The sequence below is a fragment of the Tenericutes bacterium MZ-XQ genome, from assembly GCA_002838205.1.
Taxonomy (GTDB): domain Bacteria; phylum Bacillota_I; class Bacilli_A; order Acholeplasmatales; family Acholeplasmataceae; genus Mariniplasma.
Genome location: CP017950.1, coordinates 176,189 through 200,950 on the forward strand (window position 1 = coordinate 176,189; position 24,762 = coordinate 200,950).

The 24,762-nt window shown below is 33.5% G+C and carries 26 protein-coding genes, 1 other RNA gene and 1 other annotated feature; of the genes, 25 read left to right on the forward strand and 2 right to left on the reverse strand.

Features of this window, described 5'->3' with window-relative positions; genetic code table 11:
• Positions 1 to 6: 6 nt before the first annotated feature.
• The gene (locus tag BK011_00810) at positions 7 to 906 is read right to left on the reverse strand and encodes a hypothetical protein (protein ID AUD64298.1); all 900 of its coding nucleotides are present in this window, start codon (positions 904 to 906) and stop codon (positions 7 to 9) included.
• Between the two features lie 135 nt (positions 907 to 1,041).
• Here BK011_00810 and BK011_00815 point away from each other — a divergent pair, with 135 nt between their 5' ends.
• Entirely contained in the window at positions 1,042 to 1,986 is a 945-nt protein-coding gene (locus BK011_00815; protein AUD66106.1) for a tRNA dihydrouridine synthase DusB, read from the forward strand.
• A 30-nt stretch (positions 1,987 to 2,016) separates the two neighbouring features.
• On the opposite strand, the gene BK011_00820 is transcribed toward BK011_00815, so the two are convergent.
• On the reverse strand, positions 2,017 to 3,267 hold the full coding sequence (locus BK011_00820) for a GTPase HflX (protein ID AUD64299.1): 1,251 nt from the start codon (positions 3,265 to 3,267) through the stop codon (positions 2,017 to 2,019).
• 307 nt (positions 3,268 to 3,574) lie between these two features.
• Here BK011_00820 and BK011_00825 point away from each other — a divergent pair, with 307 nt between their 5' ends.
• From BK011_00825 to BK011_00940, 24 genes are all read left to right on the forward strand, one after another.
• On the forward strand, positions 3,575 to 5,830 hold the full coding sequence (locus BK011_00825) for a formate C-acetyltransferase (protein ID AUD64300.1): 2,256 nt from the start codon (positions 3,575 to 3,577) through the stop codon (positions 5,828 to 5,830).
• Positions 5,817 to 6,569, forward strand: a complete 753-nt coding sequence (locus BK011_00830) for a pyruvate formate-lyase 1-activating enzyme (protein AUD64301.1) — start codon at positions 5,817 to 5,819, stop codon at positions 6,567 to 6,569. Before BK011_00825 ends, BK011_00830 begins: the two co-directional genes overlap by 14 nt.
• 62 nt (positions 6,570 to 6,631) lie before the next feature.
• Positions 6,632 to 8,218: a formate--tetrahydrofolate ligase gene (locus BK011_00835; protein AUD64302.1), complete on the forward strand. Its 1,587-nt coding sequence runs from the start codon at positions 6,632 to 6,634 to the stop codon at positions 8,216 to 8,218.
• A 12-nt stretch (positions 8,219 to 8,230) separates the two neighbouring features.
• On the forward strand, positions 8,231 to 9,082 hold the full coding sequence (locus tag BK011_00840; GenBank protein ID AUD64303.1) for a bifunctional methylenetetrahydrofolate dehydrogenase/methenyltetrahydrofolate cyclohydrolase: 852 nt from the start codon (positions 8,231 to 8,233) through the stop codon (positions 9,080 to 9,082).
• A gap of 45 nt (positions 9,083 to 9,127) precedes the next feature.
• Positions 9,128 to 9,227 (forward strand) — a binding site (purine riboswitch).
• Positions 9,228 to 9,396: 169 nt separating this feature from the next.
• Entirely contained in the window at positions 9,397 to 9,927 is a 531-nt protein-coding gene (locus tag BK011_00845) for an inorganic pyrophosphatase (GenBank protein ID AUD64304.1), read from the forward strand.
• Between the two features lie 11 nt (positions 9,928 to 9,938).
• Positions 9,939 to 10,664 carry a transcriptional regulator gene (locus BK011_00850; protein AUD64305.1) on the forward strand — a complete coding sequence of 242 codons (726 nt, stop codon included), beginning with the start codon at positions 9,939 to 9,941 and terminating at the stop codon, positions 10,662 to 10,664.
• Positions 10,665 to 10,791: 127 nt separating this feature from the next.
• A complete protein-coding gene (glyA, locus tag BK011_00855) occupies positions 10,792 to 12,039 on the forward strand; it encodes a serine hydroxymethyltransferase (protein AUD64306.1) in 1,248 nt (415 codons plus the stop codon).
• Positions 12,040 to 12,042: 3 nt separating this feature from the next.
• On the forward strand, positions 12,043 to 13,341 hold the full coding sequence (locus BK011_00860; GenBank protein AUD64307.1) for a hypothetical protein: 1,299 nt from the start codon (positions 12,043 to 12,045) through the stop codon (positions 13,339 to 13,341).
• A gap of 12 nt (positions 13,342 to 13,353) precedes the next feature.
• A complete protein-coding gene (locus BK011_00865; protein ID AUD64308.1) occupies positions 13,354 to 14,430 on the forward strand; it encodes a hypothetical protein in 1,077 nt (358 codons plus the stop codon).
• A complete protein-coding gene (locus BK011_00870) occupies positions 14,430 to 15,404 on the forward strand; it encodes a hypothetical protein (GenBank protein ID AUD64309.1) in 975 nt (324 codons plus the stop codon). Before BK011_00865 ends, BK011_00870 begins: the two co-directional genes overlap by 1 nt.
• A 1-nt stretch (position 15,405) precedes the next feature.
• The gene (locus tag BK011_00875; GenBank protein ID AUD64310.1) at positions 15,406 to 16,416 is read left to right on the forward strand and encodes a hypothetical protein; all 1,011 of its coding nucleotides are present in this window, start codon (positions 15,406 to 15,408) and stop codon (positions 16,414 to 16,416) included.
• Positions 16,417 to 16,537: 121 nt separating this feature from the next.
• Positions 16,538 to 17,122: a hypothetical protein gene (locus BK011_00880; protein AUD66107.1), complete on the forward strand. Its 585-nt coding sequence runs from the start codon at positions 16,538 to 16,540 to the stop codon at positions 17,120 to 17,122.
• Entirely contained in the window at positions 17,122 to 17,700 is a 579-nt protein-coding gene (locus BK011_00885) for an electron transport complex subunit RsxA (protein AUD64311.1), read from the forward strand. The genes BK011_00880 and BK011_00885 overlap by 1 nt, the downstream gene beginning before the upstream one ends.
• Entirely contained in the window at positions 17,700 to 17,915 is a 216-nt protein-coding gene (locus BK011_00890) for a hypothetical protein (GenBank protein ID AUD64312.1), read from the forward strand. Before BK011_00885 ends, BK011_00890 begins: the two co-directional genes overlap by 1 nt.
• Positions 17,912 to 18,232 (forward strand): hypothetical protein, encoded by a 321-nt coding sequence (locus BK011_00895; protein ID AUD64313.1) that lies wholly within the window; start codon positions 17,912 to 17,914, stop codon positions 18,230 to 18,232. Before BK011_00890 ends, BK011_00895 begins: the two co-directional genes overlap by 4 nt.
• A 70-nt stretch (positions 18,233 to 18,302) precedes the next feature.
• Positions 18,303 to 19,577 carry a hypothetical protein gene (locus BK011_00900; protein AUD64314.1) on the forward strand — a complete coding sequence of 425 codons (1,275 nt, stop codon included), beginning with the start codon at positions 18,303 to 18,305 and terminating at the stop codon, positions 19,575 to 19,577.
• 5 nt (positions 19,578 to 19,582) lie between these two features.
• Positions 19,583 to 20,059 (forward strand): hypothetical protein, encoded by a 477-nt coding sequence (locus BK011_00905; protein AUD64315.1) that lies wholly within the window; start codon positions 19,583 to 19,585, stop codon positions 20,057 to 20,059.
• Positions 20,060 to 20,061: 2 nt separating this feature from the next.
• Positions 20,062 to 20,574: a hypothetical protein gene (locus BK011_00910; protein ID AUD64316.1), complete on the forward strand. Its 513-nt coding sequence runs from the start codon at positions 20,062 to 20,064 to the stop codon at positions 20,572 to 20,574.
• 98 nt (positions 20,575 to 20,672) lie between these two features.
• Positions 20,673 to 20,897, forward strand: coding sequence for a 50S ribosomal protein L31 (locus tag BK011_00915; GenBank protein AUD64317.1), 225 nt, complete (start codon positions 20,673 to 20,675; stop codon positions 20,895 to 20,897).
• A 54-nt stretch (positions 20,898 to 20,951) separates the two neighbouring features.
• Complete coding sequence (locus BK011_00920; GenBank protein ID AUD64318.1) at positions 20,952 to 21,542, forward strand: thymidine kinase; 591 nt, start codon at positions 20,952 to 20,954, stop codon at positions 21,540 to 21,542.
• On the forward strand, positions 21,487 to 21,978 hold the full coding sequence (locus BK011_00925; GenBank protein ID AUD64319.1) for a tRNA-specific adenosine deaminase: 492 nt from the start codon (positions 21,487 to 21,489) through the stop codon (positions 21,976 to 21,978). The genes BK011_00920 and BK011_00925 overlap by 56 nt, the downstream gene beginning before the upstream one ends.
• 16 nt (positions 21,979 to 21,994) lie before the next feature.
• An RNA gene (ffs, locus tag BK011_00930) (signal recognition particle sRNA small type) lies at positions 21,995 to 22,089 on the forward strand.
• Positions 22,090 to 22,168: 79 nt separating this feature from the next.
• The gene (locus tag BK011_00935; GenBank protein ID AUD64320.1) at positions 22,169 to 22,807 is read left to right on the forward strand and encodes a hypothetical protein; all 639 of its coding nucleotides are present in this window, start codon (positions 22,169 to 22,171) and stop codon (positions 22,805 to 22,807) included.
• Entirely contained in the window at positions 22,807 to 24,753 is a 1,947-nt protein-coding gene (locus BK011_00940; protein ID AUD64321.1) for a transketolase, read from the forward strand. Before BK011_00935 ends, BK011_00940 begins: the two co-directional genes overlap by 1 nt.
• Positions 24,754 to 24,762 lie beyond the last annotated feature (9 nt).

A 24,762-nucleotide genomic window follows, 5' to 3' on the forward strand; every position in this document is an offset into this window, starting at 1 on the left:
AAGGGGTCATGATTTGACCCCTTTACTTTTTCTTGAAGTGTTGATGACTTCGAGTTCTTCTTTTGAAAAATGATATTTTTTATGACAGAAATGACAAATAATTTCTGCACCTTCATCTTCATGTATTAAATCATGCATGGTGTCTTCATCTAATGCAGATAATGACTTACTAAATCCTTCTTTACTACAATGACATGCGTAACTCAAAGTTTTTTTATCTAATATTTGATGTGTATTATCTGACAGCATCGTTAATATTTCTTCAGGTGTTTTGCCGTCATGAATAAGTGTTGTGATTGGAGGTAGAGTGCTTATAACTCTTTCTAGATGTTGAATGGTGTCTTCACTAACATTTGGCATGAGCTGTAAAATATAACCACCACTTGCTAAGACAGTTTGATCGACATTGACTAATACACCTAACCCTACAGAAGAAGGCACTTGTTCACTTAATGCGAAGTAGTAAGTAAAATCATCACCTATTTCACCTGTTTGAAGTTGGGATGAAGAAGTGAAGTATTCTTTCATGTTTAAATCTTTGGTGACATATAAGAACCCAGGACCTACTGCAGAACCTACATTAAGCTTTCCTTTTTTAGGTCCGTCTTCATATTTGATATAAACTTCGGGATTGTTGATTTCTCCTCTAACTTCTCCTTCTGGATTTGCTTCTACAAGCATGTTCGAGATCGGACCATCACTTTTTATTTTTAAAGTAATGCGTTCACCCTTCTTATACATCAGGCCCATCATGGCAGATACGGTTAAAAAACGCCCAAATGCAGCAGTAGCTGTTGGCCATGTTTTGTGAATTTTTCGAGCCTCTTCAACGAGTTCAGTTGTTGTTGATACATATATTCTTACAGATTTGTTATAAGCTGTAGCGATTAAAGCATAATCATTCATGTTATATCATTCCTTTTCATAGTTATTGTAGCATAATTGAAACTAATCTTTATATATGATACAATAAATCAGGTGATTTTTGTGGCATTTAAAATAAAAGATTTAGAAATTAAAAACAAAATCATATTGGCACCTATGGCAGGTGTATCCAATAGTGCGTTTAGAGTCCTTGCAAGAAAATATGGTGCAGGACTTGTTTTTGCTGAAATGGTATCTGATAAAGGGTTGCTTCATAAAAATGAAAAAACACTAAATTTACTATATATGACTGACTATGAAAAGCCAATGGCTCAACAAGTTTTTGGTTCTGATTTAGAAACAATGGTTGATGCAGCTATGTATATCGATCAATATTCAAATTGTGACATCATTGACATTAATATGGGGTGTCCGGTTCCAAAAGTTGCAGTCAAAGCTCAAGCCGGGGCATCACTGATGAAAAATCCAGATAAAATTTATGATATCGTGAGTGAAATCGTAAAAAAAGTAAAGAAACCTGTATCTGTAAAAATTAGAAGTGGTTGGGACTTTAATAGCGTAAATGCAGTTGAAGTTGCTAAAAAAATTGAAGATGCTGGAGCATCTTTAATCACTGTGCACGCTAGGACTAGATCTCAAGGATATTCTGGTAAAGCAGATTTAGATGTGATCAAAGCTGTAAAAGAAGCTGTGAGTATTCCTGTCATTGGCAATGGTGATGTCGTTGATGGTCCATCTGCTAAATACATGCTCGATTATACAGGCTGTGATGCAGTGATGATAGGAAGAGCTGCTTTGGGAAACCCGTGGATTTTTAGAGAAGTTGAAGCTTATCTTAAAGATGGAACTGTATTGGATAAACCAACATTTGATGAAATAGAAGAAATGATGATTTATCATTTTGAATCTTTAGTCGAACTCAAAGGTGAACACGTTGCTTGTTTAGAAATGAGAAGTCATGGTCCTTGGTATTTAAAAGGCATTCCTAATGCTTCGCACTTAAGAAAAAAACTTTCTCACATTCACACAAAAGAAGAGTTTATATCAGACGTTAAGACATATTTTAAAGAAATTAAAGATAAAGAAAAAGCACAAGATTGATTATCACTTGTGCTTGTTTTTATATTTGGTTTACTTTTTGTTATCAAATAGATATTTTTTATATAGTTTAACTTGCTCTGGAGTTAAAATTGTTTTGACGTAAGTACCATCAGCTTCAAATCTGGTTTCTAAGATTGTATTATTATCTTTTAATTGTGAGAAAATATGTCCATCATCAAATGGGATATGTAAATATTGAATACGGCTTTCTTTATAAAGATGTCCATAAATTGCATCGATAAGGATATCGATATTTTCTTTGGTTCTATTAGAAACAAAGATATAGTCATCATCAACAGATGGATAATATGGTGCGATTTCTTTTTTTGTAAGTACCAAAAGTCTCTCTATTTCATCTGCTCCAATGGATTGAAGTACATCTTTTGTTACATCAATCTGCATTGGATCAAAATATGCACCATCGACAACATGAATGAGTAAATCAGCATGAATCACGTCACTTAACGTGGATTCAAATGATCGAATTAACTCATGAGGTAGTTTGTTAACAAACCCTACTGTGTCAATTAAAATAAATGGTGGCATGTTTTCCTTTTGTAATTTTTTGGCCTTTGTAGATAATGTCGCAAACAACATATCTTTTTCTAAAACTTTATCAGAATCATGTCCTAACAGCTCACTTAAACTATTCATAAGTGAAGACTTACCAGCATTTGTATACCCTACAAGTGCAACAACTGGGATTTGATTTTGAACACGTTTTTTTCTGGAGACTGCCTTTTCTTGTTTAATTTTTTCTAATTCTTGTTTGATTTGATAGATTTCTCTTAATAATTTTCTACGATCTAATTCAAGTTTTGTTTCACCAGGTCCTTTTGCATTAAATGTTCCACCGCCTTGTCTTGATAACGTATTACCAAGACCTATAAGTCTAGGGAGCATATAGTTTTTTTGTGCAAGTGCCACTTCGAGTTTTGCTTCTTTGGTTTGTGCACGAAGTGCGAAAATAGACATGATAAGAAAACTACGATCCATAATTTGTGTATCTAGATCTTTTTCTAGATGTTTTAGCTGAGCTGGTGATAAAGTATCATCGAAAATGACCATATCGGCATTCAAGATTTCTATCATCTTTTTGATTTCTTGAACTTTTCCACTGCCTATATAGTACTTAGGTGTGATGTGTTTAGCATTTTGTACAACTTTTTCTTTTGTTTTTATACCCAGAGCGAGTGCTAAGTGTTCGAGTTCATCAAGTGACTTATGAACACTTTTTTCATTTTGATCAACATTTAAACCGACGAGTATTGCTTGATCCATATATGTACCTCTTTTATATTCTAAAGCAAACTGCTCGTAGCGGTTATTTTCTAAATAATCGTATGAGCTTTAAATTGATAATATTTTTCTTAATTTAGAAATGTTCATGGGTATACCTCCTTAAGTATGCGTGCGCATACGCTTGTATTATATCTTTTTCTTAAGACAAAGGCAATCGCCTATTTAAATATTCAAAAACGTTTTCATTGAAATTCGAAAACGTTTTCAATAAAATATGTATATATATACATATATAATAGAAGTATCTTAAAGCGATAAAAATTCAATAATATAGGAGGTATTTTTTATGTCTGCTTGGAGAAAGTTTGTGCAAGGCACATGGAATGAAGAAATCAATGTTAGAGACTTTATGTCTTTAAATTATAAAGAATATTTAGGAGATTCATCTTTTTTACAAGGTCCAACACAAAGTAGTTTAAAATTAAATGAAATGTTTTATGGCTTTTTAGAAGAAGAAAAACAAAAGGGTGGCGTGATTGAACTTGATACAAAAGTTGCAGCTACGCTAACATCCCACGGTCCTGGTTATATCGATAAAGATTTAGAAAAGATTGTAGGTTTACAAACGGATAAGCCATTTAAAAGAGCGTTCCACCCATTTGGTGGTATTAATGTTGCAGTGAAAGCTGCAGAATCATATGGTTATCATGTTGATGATGAAACTAAATTCATTTTTAGTGAATATAGAAAAACACATAATCAAGGTGTTTTTGATGTTTACAATGCTGATATTAGACGTGCGCGTCGTTCTGGAATTGTAACAGGACTTCCTGATGGATATGGTAGAGGTCGTATTATTGGTGATTATCGACGTGTTGCTTTATATGGTGTTGATCGACTCATTGAAGCAAAGAAAAAAGAAAAAACACGTTATGCATACCCATTAAATGAAAAAAACATTAGATTAAGAGAAGAAATTCAAGATCAAATTAAAGCATTAGATATGTTGAAAGCAATGGCTTTATCATATGGTTTTGATATTTCTAAGCCTGCTGCTAATGCTACAGAAGCTGTTCAATGGACGTACTTTGCTTATTTAGGAGCTGTTAAAGAGCAAAATGGTGCTGCTATGAGTTTAGGTAGAACAGCATCTTTCTTAGATATTTATATTGAAAGAGATTTAGAAGAAGGTGTTTTAACTGAAGTTGAAGCACAAGAGTTGATTGACCATTTCATCATGAAACTACGTATGATTAGATTTGCTAGAACACCTGAGTATAATGAATTATTCACAGGGGATCCAACATGGGTCACTGAAAGTTTGGCTGGTATGAATAATGACGGTAGATCATGGGTTACAAAAAACACATATAGATATTTACAAACTTTATATAATTTAGGCACTTCTGCAGAACCTAATTTAACTGTGTTATGGCATAACGATTTACCAGAAAATTTCAAAAAGTTCTGTGGTAAAGTAAGTATTGACACAAGTTCTATTCAATATGAGAACGATGATCAAATGAGACCAAATCATGGAGATGATTATGGTATTGCATGTTGTGTATCTCCGATGGCATTAGGAAAAGAAATGCAATTCTTCGGGGCTAGAGCTAACTTAGCAAAAGCTCTACTTTATGCACTAAATGGTGGGAAAGATGAAATTACGGGTGACCAAGTTTCTCCAGCATTTGAACCTATTAAAGCTGAAGTGTTAGATTTTGATCAAGTGATGGAAAAATTTGATATCATGCTAGATTGGTTATCAAAAACGTATGTGAGTGCACTTAACATTATTCATTACATGCATGATAAATATGCATATGAAAGATTGCAAATGGCGCTTCATGATGCAGAAGTTAAAAGAAACTTTGCAACAGGTATCGCTGGACTTTCAGTAGTTGCAGATTCACTATCAGCAATCAAGTATGCTCAAGTAAAACCAATTTATGACGATCGAGGTATCATCACTGATTTTGATATTCAAGGTGAGTTCCCATATTACGGAAACAATGATGATCGAGTAGATCATTTAGCAGTTGATATTGTTGAGCGTTTCATGAGTAAGTTAAGAAAAGAATATACATATAGAGAATCAGTACCAACAATGAGTATTTTAACGATTACCTCTAATGTAGTATATGGTAAAAAAACAGGTAATACACCTGATGGTAGAAGAAAAGGTGAAGCTTTTGCTCCAGGAGCTAATCCAATGCATGGAAGAGATAAATCAGGGGCATTAAAATCATTATTAAGTGTCTCAAAAATCCCTTGTGAAAGTTGCCAAGACGGAATCTCTAACACATTCACGATGATTCCTGATGCTCTAGGTAAGAGCTTAGAGAGTTCTGATGGGTTCACATATGAAGGCGATATAAAAGTAGAAAACTTAGTGCAAATATTAGATGGATACTTTAGAAGTGGTGGATATCACTTGAATGTAAACATCTTCAATAGAGAAATGTTAGAAGATGCATATAAACACCCAGAGAAATACCCTAATCTTACGATTAGAGTTTCTGGTTACGCTGTTAACTTCTCGAATTTAACAGATGAACAAAAACGTGAGGTTATTTCAAGAACATTCCATGAATCTGTATAAAAATTTATTTACAGGAAATATTCACTCTATTGAAACATTTGGGACATTTGACGGTCCTGGTGTTAGATACGTACTTTTTCTACAAGGATGCCCATTTCAATGTCAATATTGTCATAATAGAGATACATGGAGCACAGAAGAAAATAAACGTATGACAGTTGATGAAGTTTTACATGATTTCGAGAGATACAGCCATTTTTATAAAAATGGAGGTATTACTGTAAGTGGTGGAGAAGCTTTATTACAAATCGGATTTATTACTGAATTATTTAAAAAAGCTAAAGAGAGAAACATTCATACATGTTTAGATACATCAGCAGGGTGTTATAGTGATAAGCAAATAGAAGCGTATAAAAATTTATTAGCTCATACAGATTTGGTCCTCTTAGATATCAAGCACATTGATGAAGATGAGCACATAAAACTTACAAAAAGCAGTAATCAAAATGTATTAAAATTTGCAAAGTTACTAAGTGATTTAAAAGTAGAAACGGTTATCAGACATGTGTTATTACCGACAATAAACGATCAAGAGATTTACTTAAAAAGATTGAGAGACTTCTTAGATCAACTTAGCAATATAAAAAAAATAGAAGTATTAGCGTATCATAAAAAAGGTATTGCAAAATGGAAAGCTATGGGTTTGAAATACGAACTTGAACACATCGAAGAACCGACTGATCAAATGGTAAAAAAAGCACAAATGATTTTGACAAACAACTATCATTTCGCAAAATAAAATCTATGTTATAATAAAAGTATCTTAGAGCAAAGATACTTTTTTATTTAGGGAGGCTTATTATGCAAAAGATTACTGAGTTATGTGCAAAGATAGGTGTACAATCTGAAGAGTGTATACCTTTTGGTTTTTATAAAGCCAAAATTGACTTAAAAATAATGAATAGACTAAAACAAAAAGAAGATGGCAAACTTGTTTTAGTTACAGCAATCAATCCGACACCAGCAGGAGAAGGAAAAACAACAATTTCTATTGGGTTAGCACAAGGATTAAAAGAGATTGGTAAACGTCCGTTTTTAGCACTTAGGGAACCAAGTTTGGGACCGGTATTCGGACTTAAAGGTGGGGCGACAGGTGGAGGAAAATCAAGTGTTGTACCTATCGATGATATTAATTTGCATTTTACGGGAGATTTGCATGCGATTACTGCTGCAAATAATCTTTTAAGTGCATTGATTGATAACCATATGCATCACGGGAACGAGTTAAGAATTAAGACTGTAACTTGGAAACGTGCGATGGACATGAATGATCGTAGTTTAAGAACAATTGATACACCAATTAGAAAAGATGGATTCGTGATTACAGCAGCTAGTGAAGTGATGGCGATTTTGGCACTTGCTACAGATTTGAATGACTTAAAAAGACGAATAAATGAAATCTTGATTGGGTATAACGAAGACCAGGAACCAATTTTTGTAAAAGATTTGGGTGGAGCAGATGCTATGACGCTTTTATTAAAAGAAGCGATGAATCCAAATTTAGTTCAAACAATTGATGGTGTTCCAACATTTATACATGCTGGCCCTTTTGCCAACATTGCACATGGATGTAACAGTGTGGTTGCAACAAAAATGGCTTTAAAACTAGGTGATTACGCAGTTACAGAAGCTGGTTTTGGTGCTGATTTAGGCATGCAAAAATTCTTAGATTTAAAAGTACCACATATCTCAAAATCACCTGATGCGGTTGTTGTGGTAGCAACCATAAGAGCATTAAAATCTCATGGCAATGCTAAAAATTTTAATGAAAAAGACGTTGAAGCTCTACAAAAAGGATTACCTTTATTGGCTAAGCATCTAGAAAATGTAAAAGCATATGGTATGAATTATGTGATTGCTCTAAATCATTTCTATAACGACACAGATGAAGAGATAGAAGTTGTAATGAACTGGGCTAAAGAAAACAATCACGAAGTTGCATTATGTAAAGGGTTTGCAGAAGGTGGATTAGGTATGGTTGATTTGGCAGAAAAAATCGTTAAAATCACACAAAAATCATCAGTTTTAAAACATGCTTATGAAGAAAATGATTTACCTAAAGTTAAGATTGAAAAAATTGCTAAAAACATCTATGGTGCTAAAAATGTAGATTTTTCAGATAAAGCGTTAAGACAACTTGAAACTTATGAAAAATTGGGATGGAATTTACCTGTATGTATGGCAAAAACTCCACTATCTATTTCAGGAGATTCAAAAAAAGTCGGACTTGTTAAAGATTTCACGCTAGAAATCAAAGAAATTAGACCATCTATGGGTGCTGGGTTCTTAGTTGCTTTAACCAAAGGTATTATGGTAATGCCAGGATTAAATAAAACACCACGTGCACTTGATATGGAATTAGATGAAGAGGGAAACCTCATTGATTAGAGGTGAAAAGATTTGATTTTATTAGACGGAAAAAAAATAAGTAAAGAAAGAAACTTGAAATTAAAAGAAGATATCGAAAAAGCAATTGACACTTATAAGAGACCGCCTAAGCTAGCGATTATTTTAGTAGGTAACAATCCTGCAAGTCTTTCCTATGTAAAAGGTAAAAATAAGGCTTGTAAATTGGTTGGAATTGAAAATGAAATGTATCATCTTGATGAAATGGTATCAGAAAAAGAATTAAAGACATTGATAGAACAGCTTAATCATGACAAAAATGTTGATGGTATTTTACTTCAATTACCGATTCCGAAACATTTGGATGAGGATATGTTTATCGATTTGATCTCAAGAGAAAAAGATGCTGATGGTTTTCATGTCGTTAATCAAGGATATTTATATCAAAAAAAGAAGACCATTTATCCTGCTACACCTAAGGGTATAATGACCCTTTTAGACACGTATGCTATTGATCCAAAAGGTATGCATGCGGTTATTATTGGTAGGTCTAATATTGTGGGATTTCCAGTCGCTAGGCTATTGATGGATCGTGGAGCAACGATCACAGTCTGTCATTCTAAAACTAAGGATTTAGGGTATCATACTAGACAAGCTGATCTGATTGTTGCTGCCGTAGGCAAGCCGAAAATTGTGAAAAAAGATATGGTCAAAAAAGACGCAATCATCATCGATGTTGGTGTCAATCGAGTAGAGGGTAAACTTGTTGGAGATGTAGATTTTGAAGCGTTAAAAGATCTTGTATCTTTCATGACTCCAGTACCCGGAGGTGTTGGACCAATGACGATACATAGTTTGCTAGAAAACACTTTTGAACTCTATCTAGACCACGTTAAGGAAGATTGATTCTTTACATAAATATGCTTTACAAATGAATAAAGATATTGCTATAATGTTTTTGTATATGATTTTCGTATAAGTTATCTGAGATGGAGATAACGTTTCTACCGAAATGCCTAACATTTCGACTACGATTGTATAAACATTTAGGGGTTGTTTTGCTAACGTAGCATTGATATGCGGATAATTATCATACAAGCGGGATATAGTGGGATAAGTAACATCGTCTATATTTCTAAAAAACACCTTCACTTTTTTGGGGTGTTTTTTTTCTAAATATAATGCTAAAATAATAATGTGTTAAAAAGGAGACGGATGATATGAATATTTGGCATGACATAAGCAAGTCACGAATTACACCTGATAAGTTTATTGCGTGTATTGAAATTTCTAAAGGATCAAAGAAAAAATACGAACTTGATAAGGAAACAGGCATGATTATTTTAGATCGTATATTGTTCACATCAACGCATTATCCTGCAAACTATGGATTTATTCCTAGAACATATGCTGGAGATAATGACCCACTTGATGTTTTAGTTCTTTGTCAAGAAGATATTGAACCTTTATCAATTGTTGAATGTTACCCTATTGGAGTAATGAAGATGATTGATTCAGATGAAATCGATGAGAAGATCATTGCCATTCCATTTGGAGATCCATCATTAACACAATACAAAGATATCAGCGAGTTACCTGCACATTTACTCACAGAAATGGGACACTTCTTTGAGGTGTATAAATCACTTGAAGGTAAAAAAACATATATTCTAGATATCGAAGGTAAAGAAGCAGCAAAAAAAATTATCGTTGAAAGCATAAAGACATACGACAAAAAATTTGGAAAGTAAGGTTTAAAAACATGGGAAGAGCGTTTGAAGTTCGTAAGGTTGCTATGGGTAAGACCGCAGCACAAAAATCAAAATTATATGCTAAATATGGCAAAGAAATTTATATGGCAGCAAAGAATGGGGTTCCTGATCCTGAACTCAATCAATCTTTAAAACGTGTGATCGAAAAAGCGAAAAAAGATCAAGTCAGTGCGGACGTTATCAAAAGAGCTATTGATAAAGCAAAAGGTGGTTCTGAAGATAGTTATGCCGAAGCAAGATATGAAGGGTTTGGACCTGGAAATTCAATGTTTATCGTTGAATGTTTAACAGACAATGTGAATCGCACCATCGCAGAGGTAAGAAACTGTTTTACTAAAACAGGTGGCAAGTTAGGTGTTTCTGGTTCTGTATTACATCAGTTTAATCATCAAGCTGTATTTACAGTACCTGGATTATCTGAAGATGAAGTCTTAGAAATACTCGTTTTAAATGATGTCGATGTTACAGATATCGAAACAGATGAAGAAGGTGTTACAATTTTAGGTGAAGCTAAAGACTTTAATCAAATTAGAACAGCTTTTCAAGAGCATAATCCTGATATAGACTTTATCACAGAAGAAATTATGTGGCTTCCTTTAATGGAAACAGAGCTTTCAAATGAAGATGAAGAACAACAGTTTAACAGACTGATGGATATGCTAAATGAACTCGATGATGTACAAGATGTTTATTATAATGTTAAACAAGGTAAGTAATACTTATAAAAGATATAAAATAGGCCTAATAAACGCAAAAGATAGTCAGCTGAAAATGCTTTAGACTGTCTTTTTTTTTAATTCTTATTATGTTATAATAAGTCGAAGACTACGCTAGGAGGAAAATATGAACCTCAATACCATTGATCCTTTAATCTATCAAGTGATAGAAAAGGAGAAAAATAGACAAGAAAAAAATATTGAGTTAATCGCATCTGAAAACTTTGTTTCTGATGCAGTATTAGAAGCGCAAGGGTCGATTTTGACAAATAAATATGCTGAAGGATATCCAAAAAAGAGATATTATGGTGGTTGTGAATTTGTTGATGAAATCGAAATTGAAACAAAAAGAAGATTAAAAAGATTATTTGATGCTAAATTTGTTAATGTGCAACCGCATTCTGGATCACAAGCAAATATGGCAGTTTACCAAGCACTGTTGGAACCAGGCGATGTCATTTTAGGTATGTCTTTATCTGAAGGCGGGCATTTGACTCATGGATTCCATTTAAATTTTTCTGGGAAGCTTTATAAGAGTCATTTCTACGGTGTTGATAAAGATAGTGAAATGATAGATTATGATAAAGTTAGACGTATTGCTTTAGAAGTTAAACCTAAACTGATTATAGCAGGAGCTAGCTCATATTCTAGAATCATTGATTTTAGCAAGTTTAGAGATATCGCTGATGAAGTAGGTGCCTACCTACATGTTGATATGGCACATATCGCTGGATTGGTCGCAGCAGGTATCCATCCATCACCAATGCCTTATGCACATGTTGTTACTTCAACAACACATAAAACATTAAGAGGACCACGTGGTGGTATTATTCTTACAAATGATGAGGATGTCGCTAAAAAAATCGATAAATCAGTGTTTCCGGGCATGCAGGGTGGACCACTGATGCATGTGATTGCAGCTAAAGGTGTTGCATTTTTAGAAGCACTTGATGAAAGTTTTACAGAATATCAAAAACAAGTTGTTAAAAATGCTAAAGCATTATCTAAAGCATTGACTGATTTGGGATGTCGTGTTGTCAGTGGTGGAACTGATAATCACCTACTCCTTGTAGATGTAAAATCTCATTATGGAGTTACAGGGTTAAAAGCTGAAACAGTTCTTCATGAAATTGGAATCACATGTAACAAGAATGGATTACCATTTGATACAGAAAAACCACATTATGCAAGTGGAATTAGGCTTGGTACACCAGCTGTAACGACAAGAGGATTTAAAGAAGAAGATATGAACATTATCGCGAAAATCATTGACAATGTTTTGAGCAATTATGATGATGAAAAAATATTAAGTGAAGCACATGAAGATGTATTGAAACTTACAAAAAAATATCCATTATATACGAAGGGAGAATAAGGAATGATAGCAAAGACAAGATGTATTCCTGATGGTAAAAAAGAATTAAAAAAGCTTCCTATAGAACATTATACTGAAGCAAAATATTTATATTATCCTGTGACTAGTGCGAGATGTCCAGAAGGTGAAACATGTGTTCGCGGTGGACAGTTTGTTAAAATCGGAGAAGTGATTGGAACTAGAAAAGGTGCGTTTTTTGAACAACCCATGCACGCAACAGTGAGTGGTGAAGTTTTAGGTAACGAAAAACATATCGATCAAAGTGGCAAAATGGTGGACTGCTTAATCGTTAAAAACGACTTTAAGTATGAACTCCATGAATCTATTAAAGATCGTACTGATGCTGAAATTGATCAACTTACAAAAGAGGATTTTGTAGAGATTGTTAAAGAGGCAGGGTTAGTTGGGTTAGGAGGAAGTGCTTTTCCATCATACATCAAGTTAGGCACTAAAGATCAAATTGATGTTGTTCTAGCAAATGGTGTTGAATGTGAACCTAATCTAATAAGCGATTATGGACTTATGATGACAGATCCAAAAGCTGTTATTGAAGGTTTGATTTTTGCGATGAAAGCATCAGGTGCTAAAAAAGGCGTCATTGCAGTCAAGAAAAAATATAAAGAAATTCGCGAGCGTTTAGAGTTCTGTTTACATGAGTTTTCTCAGTATGACATTAAAGTACAAGTTGTCGGAAATTTCTATCCTCAAGGTTGGGAAATAATGACAATTAAAAATGCTTTAGGTATAAAAATTCCACAAGGAGAACTTCTTTCTAAATACGGGGTACTTAACTTCAATGTCTCAACTTTAGCAAGCATTCATGCTGCTGTTAGACATCGTTTACCTGTTCTTGAGAGATACATCTCTTTAAGTGGCAATGGTATTCATAACAAAAACTTTAGAGCAAGAATTGGTACACTCATGACTGAACTTATTGCATCAGCAGGTGGTTATAAAGATGTTGAAACACCTAAAGTTCTAATTTTAGGTGGACCAATGATGGGTGTTAATGTTACAGCAGATGATATTGTAATGACACACACAACAACATCACTTATTGTTCAAAATGAAGAAAAACTTATTGAAGAACCATGTGTTCATTGTGCATCGTGTGTTTATTCTTGTCCGGTTGAAATTCAACCAGTTCAAATCATGAATGCATATAAGGTTAGAGATAAAGATATGCTCAAGAAGTTAGAAGTTAATAAATGTATTGAATGTGGGCTTTGTTCCTTTGTATGTCCTTCTAAGATACATTTAACTGATCATATGCGCAAAGCAAAAAGCTTTGCTAGTAAATAGGAGGATGAGATGATGCAAGCAATAAAACAAACAAGTCCTTATATTCGTAAAGACATAAGTACAAAACGTATGATGACTGATGTTTTGATTGCCCTAATGCCAGTAGTAATCTTTTCGATTTATCGATTTGGCTGGGATGCGGTAGTTAGAATTTTAGTATCATTAGTTGTGATGATAGGTTTAGAAGCTGTTGCTTTTGGTATGATGCAAAAACCAAAAAAAGCAGATAAGTGGATAGAAAGATTAAAATCAAGATACGAAAAATATACAATCAATAACATAACAGCTCCTGCTGTAAGTGCAATTATATTTGCAATGATCATTCCATCTAAGTTACCAATTTATGCGGTAGTTATGGGTGCTGCATTCGGTATTATTGTTGCTAAAATGCTATTTGGTGGTATGGGTTCAAACATCTTCAATATTGCTGCTGCTGGACGTATTTTTATCGGTCTTGCTTTAGCTGATATGTTTACTGGCAAATATGTCGGTGTGGATATGATTGCTGGTGGTACAGCTTTAACCGCAATTAGAACTGGCGCTGGATTTCCATATACACTGAACAGTTATCCGCTATTAGATATGTTTTTGGGAAATATCCCAGGATCTATGGGTGAAATTAGTGCGTTAGCTATTTTAATTGGTATGGTTTATTTATTAATTAGAAGATCTGCTGACTATAGAGTCATTGTTTCATCTTTAGTTACATTTGTAGTGCTGATGCTTATTGCAGGACTAAAACTATATCCTGATCAAGCAATGGATTATATGTTATTCCACTTATTCTCAGGTGGTATTCTATTTGGAGCTGTATTCATGATTACCGATCCAGTAACATCTCCAGTTACAAGACCAGGTAGATGGATTTATGGTTTATTAGTTGCTTCACTTGTTGTAATTATTAGATTGTTCGGTGCTTATCCAGAGGGAGTTGCCTTTGCATTACTATTCTCAAATATGTTTGTGCCACTCATTGATTACCCACAATGGGCAACCAATAAGTTTAAACCGAGTTTCTTTATTGGTTATGGTGTCGCATTTGTCGCATTAGCCCTCATTGTATACTTTGGTGTAGGAGGTGCTGTATAATGAAAAAATTATTTGAAAAGAAACCAATGCTTCATTACACGTTTGTACTAATGGTCATCTCTATTGCATGTGGTATTGTCATTGGTGGTGTAAATGCAGTAACGGCTCCAGTCATTGCAGACAATTTATTAAAAGCAAAAGTTGAAGCATATGAAGAAGTATTACCAGGTATTGATACTTTTGATGAGATTGAAGTTACCGAGGATTATCCAACAAGCATACAAAGTATTGCTAAAGGATATAATGTAGGTAATGATGTCTTAGGCCATATTTATGAAGTTTATGGAACAAATAGCTACGGAAAAATGACGATAGTTGTGAGTGTAGGTTTAGATGGTAAAATTATCGGTGCTCAATTTGTTACTATTGAACAAACATTGAACGTTCCTGGAACGAGAACAAATCTATCTTTATATGTTGGCTCTAACATCACTGCTCTTGAGCCTAGTGGCGATTTTATTTCAGGTGCAACAGGTAGTTTATCAACAGTGCAAGGGCTACTTGCAGATGTTGCAACCGCTCATGCTTTAACTGGTGGTGAAGTGATTGTTGATCCACTTGATGAGGCATATGGCGAAGGTTATACATTAGAAGTTGATAATAGTTTTGTTTCAACTGACTATGTAACATCTAAATCAAATGTACTCCAAGGATCAAATGTTGTTGGTTATGTGTATAGTTTAACCGGCAGTGGCGATTATCAAGATGGTGAATCTGATAGTATTGTGATGAACATCTATTTTGATGCAGATGATAAAATTGTTAAAATCGATCTTCCAGCAGATAGTTACAATCACACAGGCGGAGGATTTAAAAATAAAAATATTGCATACTTAGAATTATTTATTGGTTTAGAAAAAGCAGATATTCAAGCAACAATTGATGGTGCTGATTCAGATATCACTGCTGGAGCTTCAAATACTAACGCATTAATTGTAGAACTTTTAGAAGCATTCTTAAGTGAGGTGGCATAATATGAAAAGAGAAAATTTATTATTACTTATTAATTTCTCAATTATGGCACTGATTGGTCTTGTATTTATTTTGATATATCAAAGTAATGTAATGATCGATGTTGAGGACCAATTGTTTAACCAAAAAGTTGAACTTGTTGATGGTACTAAGTTAGCTACATTACCACAAATGTCAGAGAACTCATCAAATTTTTCGATGGTTGATATGAAATGGAACGCTGTTGACAAAAACGATGAAAAAGTTGGTACTGTCTATCATGCAGTCATCAAGAATAGTTTTACATTATCTGGATCTGGTCTTGATTATGGACTCATTGAATTACTTATAGGTTTTAGTGAAGATGATAAAGTTTATGTTGAGTACATAGGTGTTTATCAGTCACAATGGGCAATTGTTGGTATTCAAAAATATATTCAAGATTATTATAATGGTGTAGATATTTTATCGATACAAGGTATCCCAAGTTTTGATGCAGATATCGTTGCAGGGGCTACAGAAAATCCTGCAAATGTTTCAACTGATCAAATTAAAGAAATCGTTATGAAAGCTTTAATTCTTGAATATCCAGAGTTAGAAGAAGTTAATCCTTATGAAGAATTATTTGGGATTGAGAATTATCAATTTGAAGATGATGCAACATTTGTTGTTACTGAACATGTAACAGATAAGAGAATTGTTACTGATGGAACAAATCAAATTGGTTATGTTTATAGTCTAACTGGTAGTGGTGAATATCAAGGTGGTGACGATGCTAGCATTGTCATTGAGATTGTGTTTGGTTCTGATGATACAATTTTAGGATTTGTTCTACCAGAGGAAACATATAATCATTCAGGTGGATCATTCAAGTCTAAAAATGAAGAATACTTAGAAAATTATATTGGTTTATTAATTAGTGAAATTCAAGCAGAAGTTGATGCTGGAAATTCAACTGATGTAACAAGTGGTGCTTCAAATACAAGAGCGTTAATTGACGAACTCTTAGAAGCATTCGTAAGCGAGGTGAATTAAAGTGACAGAAGCAAAAAAAGTTCCAGTAAAGAAGATACCTCCGAAGAAGGCTAAAGAAAAAGAAGCATCATTAACAGATATTTTTACAAAAGGTATTTGGAAAGAAAATGGTATCTTTGTTATGGTGTTAGGGATGTGTCCTGCACTAGCGGTCACTTCAACATTTGAAGGTGCATTTGGTATGGGTATTTTGGTTATGATTATCTTAACCTTAACCAATACAACTGTGTCATCTATAAGAAAATTTGTTCCTAATACAGTTAGAATTCCATCTTATGTTATTATTATTGCGACAGAAGTTACAGTATTAAAGATGGTTGTTGACGCGTTTGCTCCTGCACTTGCAGCTGAACTTGGTGTGTTTATTGCATTGATTACAGTTAACTGTGTTGTTTTTGGTAGAGCAGAAGCATTTGCATCTAAAAATAAAGTGATCCCATCGATGCTAGATGGATTAGGTGTTGCTTTAGGATTTGCAATCTCTTTATCGCTGATCGGTTTTGTAAGAGAGCTATTTGGAACAGGAACTATTCAACTTGGACAAGTATTACCTTTAGGGTTTGAATATACATTGTTTAGTGGTTTAGGATTAGAATCATATGCTTATTCAGTATTGGTTCAACCTCCAGGAGCATTCTTAGTGATTGGATTCTTACTTGCAATCATTACAGCATTTAGACAATCAAAGAAGGGAGCTAAGAAATAATGGAATTATTAGCAATATTAATATCATCAATGTTAATCAATAACATTGTACTCATGCAATTCTTAGGTTTATGTTCTTTCTTTGGGGTTTCTACAAAGATGAAGTCTGTTGTAGGTATGGGATTAGCGGTTATTGTAGTTATATTTTTAGCAGCGTTGATCACATATCCAATTTACAAATATGTTTTAGTTGAGCTTAATATCACTTATATTGATACGATTGCATTTATTTTAGTAATTGCATCACTTGTGCAATTAACAGAGCTTGTCATCAAACGTGTAAGTAAGAGTTTATATAAAGCTCTAGGTGTTTACCTACCTTTGATTGCAACTAACTGTGCTGTATTAGGTGTAGCTTTAAATAACGTGTCTGATATTCAAAATACAACTTATCCTGAAGCACTTATGTATGCATTAGGATCTGGGTTAGGATTTGCATTTATTATTATCACATTTACTGCAATCCGTTTAAGATTAGATAGTGCAAATGTGCCTAAAGCACTAAAAGGTATGCCAATCGCATTGGTTACTGCAGGGCTTATGGCGTTAGCTTTTATGGGCCTTTCAGGTATTATCTAATGCCTATTACTCAATTATTAATTTTAATGGGTATTTTAATTGGAATTATTGGTATCTACGTTGGCACAATGTGGTTAAACAATAAAGTTGAAATACCTGAAGAGTGTAGAGAAGCATATTTAGAGGCGCAATCTTGCGAATCGTGTGCTTCAAGAGACGGTGGAAGTTGTGGATTTAGTGATGCACTTGAATTCATGAAGGAGGTCAAACTATGATAGAAGCATTATATCCATTCATGGTTTTAGGCGTACTTGGTGCGCTTATGGGTGTAACATTATCACTTGCAAATAAATATTTAACAGTGGTGGAAGACCCTAGAATTAATGAGATAGAAAAATTGTTACCTAATTACAATTGTGGTGCATGTGGTACGCCAGGATGTCATGCATTTGCGGAAGGCATTGTTAATGGCGAAGTTAAAAATTTGGCAAGATGTAAACCGGGAAAAGCTGATAAGCACTTCAATCCTATTTTAGAGTATATTAAAGATCATCCAAATTCAGATGGATCTACTATTGGGGTAAAGATTTAGGACATATTATATGTCCTTTTCTTTAACTGATGTGTTATAATATTAAAGGACAAAGAAACGGGTGATTTACATGAAAAAAATAATAAGTGTGGGGCTAATATTAATTAGCATTTTCATGCTATCAGGATGTCAATCTAAAAAAATGTATACATTTAATTTTTATGATTATATGGATACATATATAAGAGTTCAAATGATGGCTTCAAGTGAATCTGATGCGAATCAATATCATGATGATATCGATGCTATTTTTAGCATGTATCATGATTTATCAACTTCATATGAACCTCTAGATGATGATTCAGAATATCTAGAAAATGTGTTTTCAATGAACCAAAATATTGGTCAACGCCTAGAAATAGATCAAGCATTATATGACTTATTGGTTTATGCAGAAGAAATTAAAGATATGACTAATGGCTATTTTGATATAACTATTGGTAAAGCTGTTGACGTATGGAAAGATGTTATGGATAATCAGGTTGATGGCTTTAAAATAGGCGACAATATTTATGTTTATCATTACTATGATGGCGACAAAAAAGAAGATAATAAAATTTTAGTAAATCAAACAGGTGTAATTGAATCAATTGAAACTGATGAAGAAGATGAATCAATTGTATTAAGTGTTACACTTAGTGTTGGTGATCAGACGATTACCATAGACAAAGATGATGCATATAAAAAAGAGATTTCTAAATCTTTATATGATCAAGCCATTGAAAATATAAACGCTTTAGATTTTAGTGAAAATGCAATCGTGTTAGAAGAAGAACAAGGGAAATATTTTGTTACTTTATCCGGTGATGATATCAAAGTTGATTTAGGAGCAATTTCAAAAGGCTATGCAACACAAAAAGTATATGAATATATAGAATCATTACAGATTAGAAACTTTTCAATATCATCAGGAACTAGTTCCATTATTTTAGGTGAAAATCAAAATAGAGCTGATGAAGATTTTGTTTTCTATGTTGCACTAGCAAATCCATATCAAACAGAAATATTGGATAAAGATACTTATGGAACTGTTAAAGTTAAAAATATGAGTGTGACAACAAGTGGTAATTACGAACAATATGTTTTATATCAAGGTTATAGATACCATCATATTGTTTCACCTTTTGAAAAAATGCCTGTACAATATTATCATACTGTAACTATATTGGGTGAAGATGCAGGGCTACTAGACGCTTTATCTACTGCATTGTTCTCAATGTCGCCAGAGGTTATGGAAAACTGGTTGGCAGATTATCAAGAATCATTGAATATTGAAGTGATAAGATTTAATCAAGATTTAACAGTTGATACCTTCTTATATGATACTGAATTTGAGGAGCACTGATTCAAATGACAGGAACAAGAAATAGTACTAATAAAAGAGATATTTTATTAATTGCTATCCTTCTACTTATTGTAGGCGGCCTTTTCCTGTATTTTCAAGTTTTCCAGACTTCAGGAGAGGCAAATTATGCACATATTTATTATGGTACTTCTGATGATCCAATTGTGACAATAGATTTTGTAAAAAATGAAGTTGTAAAATACAATGATCAACAAGTGCCGGATTCATATGGCACTTTTCCAATCATTGATGAAGGTCAAAGAACTGTTACATTGCTCGGAGATTACGAAATCAACGGAATTAGACAAATAGTTGTTATAGAATATGACTTTGGTCTAAAAACCGTTCAAATTATAGAGGAAGAAAGTCCGAATCATATTTGTAGTAGAGAAGGCATATCTACAGGTAAACCTTTAATCTGCTTACCAAACAGAGTTAGAGTCGAGTTTGAAACAAATGATGATGCTGATTTCACAGTATAGATATGAAACAAACAAGAAAGATGATATTGCTAGCAAATTTTTTGGCAATCGCAATCGTTTTAAACTTAATAGAATCAGCATTAGCATTAACACCGGTACCAGGTGCTAAACTAGGATTTGCAAACGTGATTACACTGATCATTCTTTATGTATACACCTTTAAAGATAGCACTGCACTGACATTATTAAGGGTTGTCTTGGTAGGACTCTTAAGTGGAAGATTACTAGGACCTACTTTTTATATGAGTTTGAGTGGAGCTGCTGCATCTATTATTGCTATGGGAGTACTCAAAAAAACGAATTTTTTTGGTATCCTAGGAGTAAGTGTTGTTGGATCTATTTTCCATGTGTTTGGACAAATAGGTGCTGGGATTTTTGTCATTGGTAGTACAGCCATTATTTATTGGATGCCGCTGATGTTATTACTCAGTATTCCTGCTGGTGTTATCACAGGTCTTATCGGTAAAAGATTTATATCTGTATGGGACACTTGGCACAATAAATTTGAGAATTAAAAAAATGAAAAATATGACTTGATAAAATAAAATAGTAATGATATAATGAATTAGCAAAAACTTACTATGGCATAAGCCATGGCGGAAGGAGATTAATTATGAAACAAGGTATTCATCCAAACTATAACGTTATTAAAGTTAAATGCTCAACTTGCGGATTCGAACATGAAGTAGGGACAACAGCAAAAGACTTTAGAATTGACACATGCTCAAATTGCCACCCATTCTACACAGGACAACAAACATTCGTGCAAGCAGCGGGTCGTGTTGAAAAATTCAATAAACGCTATGGTATCAATAGTAAAAAACAAGACAATGAATAACGTGATGTTAAATCACGTTTTTTATTAAAACGATATAAAAAAGGGGATAAAAACATGTATCATACATATAAAAATGGGTTTATTGAAGTTGTATGCGGTCCAATGTTTGCGGGAAAAACTGAGGAACTCATAAGACGTATTAAAAGATTAGAATATGCAAAGCAAAATGTTTTAGTTTTTAAACCTAAGATTGATACAAGATATGAAAAAGAAGAAATTGTATCACACAACATGAGCAAAAAACCGTCAATAATCATCGATCAAAGTAAAGAAGTTCTTTCCTATATTAAAGAGGATACAGATGCGGTAGTTATTGATGAAGTGCAATTTTTTGATCATGATATTGTAGAGATCGCAGAAGACTTAGCTGATCGTGGTATTAGGGTTATAGTCGGTGGACTAGACCGCGATTTTAGAGGAGAGCCTTTTGGCCCTATGCCTGCCTTGTTGGCAAGAGCAGAGTTTGTAACAAAATTAACTGCGATTTGTGTTAAAAGTGGGTTGCCTGCAACAAGAACTCAACGCATCATCGATGGTAAACCAGCTAATTATTCTGATCCGACCATTTTAGTAGGAGCAAATGAATCTTATGAGCCAAGATCTAGACATTACCATGAAGTCCCAGGAAAACCAAAAAAAGTATAAATTTATGAAAGCGGCTTTAAAGGAAGCACAAAAAGCTGCAGATAAAGAAGAAGTGCCAGTTGGTGCAGTTGTTGTTTATCAAGATAAAATTATAGCAAGAGCTCATAACATGCGTGAAAACAAGCAAATATTTCACGGGCATGCGGAGTTTTTAGCGATGATGAAAGCTCAAAAAAAAATGAAGTCTTGGAGATTGGAAGATTGCGAAATTTATGTTACAATGGAACCGTGTCCAATGTGTGCAGGAGCAATGATTCAATCAAGAATAAAAAAAGTATATTATGGAGTTGCTGACAAAAAGTCTGGAGTAGCAACAAGCATATGTCATTTATTTGATTTACCTTTCAATCATAAAGTTGAAACCGAAGGACTTATCATGCATAAAGAAAGCGAAAAAATATTAAAGTCATTTTTTCAAAAATTAAGAGAAAGATAATAAATGAAGTCCCTATCAAGCATCATCATTCAATAGTAACTTGTGAACCTGGTCAGGTCTTGATCGAAGCAGCCATAAGCATGTTTACTATGTGGGTGATGATGCTTGATGGGGATTTTTAGATGATTTAACATAATTATGAATAAAAATAATATGTAATGTTATAATAAAACCAATGGAGGAATGAAATATGAAATTAAATTCAAAAGTGTATAAACAACTGACTAACGAACCGTTTGAAAAACATGAAATCAATGGAAAAACTGTTGAATTTCATTATATGGATGACACGCCATTTCTAACTCAATTTGCATCACGAGGTAGATTTGCAGTATGGACATCAGATGGAAAAGATTATAAAGTACTTATTGAAAGTACCTACTATGAGGCATTAAAACCATTTTATGAATATGATGTCAATGTTATATGGTTGAGTTTTTTAGATAATGTATCTATAATAAGCAAAAAAATTAATATGCTATTTATAATTCCAACTTTATTATTGTATGCAATTGGTGCAATATTGACATTTGTATTTTTTGAAGCATACACATTACAGATTTTATTAGGCTTAATCATTATTGTTTTTATTAGCAATATGGTGCAAAGCAAAGTAGTTAATAGTAAAGTTAGAGCTGAAAACCAAAAGACACAAGACTTAATTAGAAAACATATAGGACAGGCAAATTTCGATGAGTTAGTAAAAGCTCAAGAAGAGCATTATCAAAAATATTTTAGTTTTGAAGAGGTAGAAGAAACAAGCGAAGTGGCAGATCAAGAAGTTGAAGCAAAACCTGTTGAAGAAGAAAAAGAGGAGAGTGACAAATAATGGATCAAAAAGCAATTAACACTATCCGTTTTTTAGGTGTAGATGCAATCAATAAGGCAAATTCTGGGCATCCGGGAATTGTTTTAGGAGCTGCCCCTATGGCGTATAAGCTTTTTACCACACATATGAATATTGATGTTAAGAAACCTAATTGGATTAACAGAGACCGATTCATTTTAAGTGCTGGACACGGATCCATGTTGTTATATGCTATCAATCATTTATCTGGGTATAAAATCTCGATGGATGATATAAAAAATTTTAGACAAATTGGAAATACTCCTGGACATCCAGAATACGGACACACAGAGGGTGTTGAAACAACATCAGGACCATTAGGTCAAGGTATATCAAATGCAGTAGGTATGGCGATTGCTGAAACACACTTAGCAGCTAGATTTAACAAACCTAATTATAACTTGATTGATCATTACACATATGTTATTTGTGGTGATGGTGATTTACAAGAAGGTGTAGCTCTAGAATCAGTGAGTTTAGCAGGGCATTTAGGATTAGGAAAGCTTATTGTGCTATTTGATTCGAATGATATTCAGTTAGATGGTGAAGTATCCTTAGCATACAGTGAGAATACAAAGAAAAAATTCGAAGCTATGGGATGGCAACATATTCTAGTTGAAGATGGAAATGATCTACTATCAATTAATAAAGCAATCAATAAAGCTAAAAAAGAAGGAAATAAACCATCAATCATAGAAGTCAAAACAACAATTGGATATGGTACATCGTTACAAGGTACATCTAAAGTTCACGGTTCACCAATTGGTAAAGACGAGGCTGAAAAACTACGCGAGGTCTTAAATTGGCCATATAAACCATTTGAAGTACCAGAAGATGTATATCAGTTATTTAGAAGAAAGGTAATGTTAAGAGGTCAAAGAGCACATAAAAATTGGAAAAAACTACTAGAGGCTTATCAAGTAGAATATGCTGATGATGCAAAATTGTTGAATCAATTTTTAAATGATGATATTTTTATCAATGAAAATGATTTTGAAGACCTTGCTAAAGCAAACGATGAAGCTACTAGAGGTGTGAGCGGTAAAATTATTCAAAGATTATCAGAAAAATATTTAAACATTATTGGCGGATCTGCTGACTTAACGTCTTCAACAAAAGCAAAAGGTGCAGATGGGCATTATGCTAAAGATCATAGATTAGGAAGAAATATAAATTTTGGTGTTAGAGAACACGCGATGGGTGCAATCGTTAATGGGATGACTCTTCATGGTGGATTGAAAGTTTTTGGAGGTGCATTCTTTGTATTTAGCGATTATATGAAACCTGCAATTAGACTTGCTGCGATTATGAATATTCCATCAATTTTTGTTTTCTCACATGATTCAATAGCTGTTGGTGAAGATGGACCAACGCATCAGCCTATCGAGCAATTAACTGGACTTAGAAGTGTTCCCAACTTAAATGTTATTAGACCTGCAGATGCTCATGAAACTATTGCAGCATGGAAAATTGCAATGGAATCTAAACACACGCCTACAGTAATCATATTAACTAGACAAAATGTAAAGAATTATCAAGAAACAAGTGTTCTAGGTGTATCTAAAGGAGCATATATTGTTTCAAAAGAGACTAATCAATTGGATGGTATATTACTGGCATCAGGATCTGAGGTTGAATTAGCTATGCGTGCTAAAGAAATTTTAAAAAACAAAGATGTTGATGTTAGGGTAGTGAGTATGCCATCACATTATATGTTCGAAAAACAAACAAAGAAATATCAAAAAGAAGTATTGCCAAAACGCAAAAAGACACTTGCAATTGAAATGGGAAGCACTATGTCGTGGTATAAATACACTAAAGATGTATATGGTATAGATACTTTTGGGGCCAGCGGTCCTATGGAAGAAGTTTTAAACCATTTTAATTTTACAGTCGATAAAATTGTTGAGGCGTTCTTAAAATTATAGCAAAGAAGA

Excerpts from the sequence above, each read along its gene's own strand:
- BK011_00810 (AUD64298.1), bottom strand. The coding sequence starts at position 906 with ATGAATGATTATGCTTTAATCGCTACAGCTTATAACAAATCTGTAAGA.
- BK011_00815 (AUD66106.1), top strand. The coding sequence starts at position 1,042 with ATGGCAGGTGTATCCAATAGTGCGTTTAGAGTCCTTGCAAGAAAATAT.
- BK011_00820 (AUD64299.1), bottom strand. The coding sequence starts at position 3,267 with ATGGATCAAGCAATACTCGTCGGTTTAAATGTTGATCAAAATGAAAAA.
- BK011_00825 (AUD64300.1), top strand. The coding sequence starts at position 3,575 with ATGTCTGCTTGGAGAAAGTTTGTGCAAGGCACATGGAATGAAGAAATC.
- BK011_00830 (AUD64301.1), top strand. The coding sequence starts at position 5,817 with ATGAATCTGTATAAAAATTTATTTACAGGAAATATTCACTCTATTGAA.
- BK011_00835 (AUD64302.1), top strand. The coding sequence starts at position 6,632 with ATGCAAAAGATTACTGAGTTATGTGCAAAGATAGGTGTACAATCTGAA.
- BK011_00845 (AUD64304.1), top strand. The coding sequence starts at position 9,397 with ATGAATATTTGGCATGACATAAGCAAGTCACGAATTACACCTGATAAG.
- BK011_00850 (AUD64305.1), top strand. The coding sequence starts at position 9,939 with ATGGGAAGAGCGTTTGAAGTTCGTAAGGTTGCTATGGGTAAGACCGCA.
- glyA (AUD64306.1), top strand. The coding sequence starts at position 10,792 with ATGAACCTCAATACCATTGATCCTTTAATCTATCAAGTGATAGAAAAG.
- BK011_00860 (AUD64307.1), top strand. The coding sequence starts at position 12,043 with ATGATAGCAAAGACAAGATGTATTCCTGATGGTAAAAAAGAATTAAAA.
- BK011_00865 (AUD64308.1), top strand. The coding sequence starts at position 13,354 with ATGCAAGCAATAAAACAAACAAGTCCTTATATTCGTAAAGACATAAGT.
- BK011_00870 (AUD64309.1), top strand. The coding sequence starts at position 14,430 with ATGAAAAAATTATTTGAAAAGAAACCAATGCTTCATTACACGTTTGTA.
- BK011_00875 (AUD64310.1), top strand. The coding sequence starts at position 15,406 with ATGAAAAGAGAAAATTTATTATTACTTATTAATTTCTCAATTATGGCA.
- BK011_00880 (AUD66107.1), top strand. The coding sequence starts at position 16,538 with ATGGTGTTAGGGATGTGTCCTGCACTAGCGGTCACTTCAACATTTGAA.
- BK011_00885 (AUD64311.1), top strand. The coding sequence starts at position 17,122 with ATGGAATTATTAGCAATATTAATATCATCAATGTTAATCAATAACATT.
- BK011_00890 (AUD64312.1), top strand. The coding sequence starts at position 17,700 with ATGCCTATTACTCAATTATTAATTTTAATGGGTATTTTAATTGGAATT.
- BK011_00895 (AUD64313.1), top strand. The coding sequence starts at position 17,912 with ATGATAGAAGCATTATATCCATTCATGGTTTTAGGCGTACTTGGTGCG.
- BK011_00900 (AUD64314.1), top strand. The coding sequence starts at position 18,303 with ATGAAAAAAATAATAAGTGTGGGGCTAATATTAATTAGCATTTTCATG.
- BK011_00905 (AUD64315.1), top strand. The coding sequence starts at position 19,583 with ATGACAGGAACAAGAAATAGTACTAATAAAAGAGATATTTTATTAATT.
- BK011_00910 (AUD64316.1), top strand. The coding sequence starts at position 20,062 with ATGAAACAAACAAGAAAGATGATATTGCTAGCAAATTTTTTGGCAATC.
- BK011_00915 (AUD64317.1), top strand. The coding sequence starts at position 20,673 with ATGAAACAAGGTATTCATCCAAACTATAACGTTATTAAAGTTAAATGC.
- BK011_00920 (AUD64318.1), top strand. The coding sequence starts at position 20,952 with ATGTATCATACATATAAAAATGGGTTTATTGAAGTTGTATGCGGTCCA.
- BK011_00925 (AUD64319.1), top strand. The coding sequence starts at position 21,487 with ATGAGCCAAGATCTAGACATTACCATGAAGTCCCAGGAAAACCAAAAA.
- BK011_00935 (AUD64320.1), top strand. The coding sequence starts at position 22,169 with ATGAAATTAAATTCAAAAGTGTATAAACAACTGACTAACGAACCGTTT.
- BK011_00940 (AUD64321.1), top strand. The coding sequence starts at position 22,807 with ATGGATCAAAAAGCAATTAACACTATCCGTTTTTTAGGTGTAGATGCA.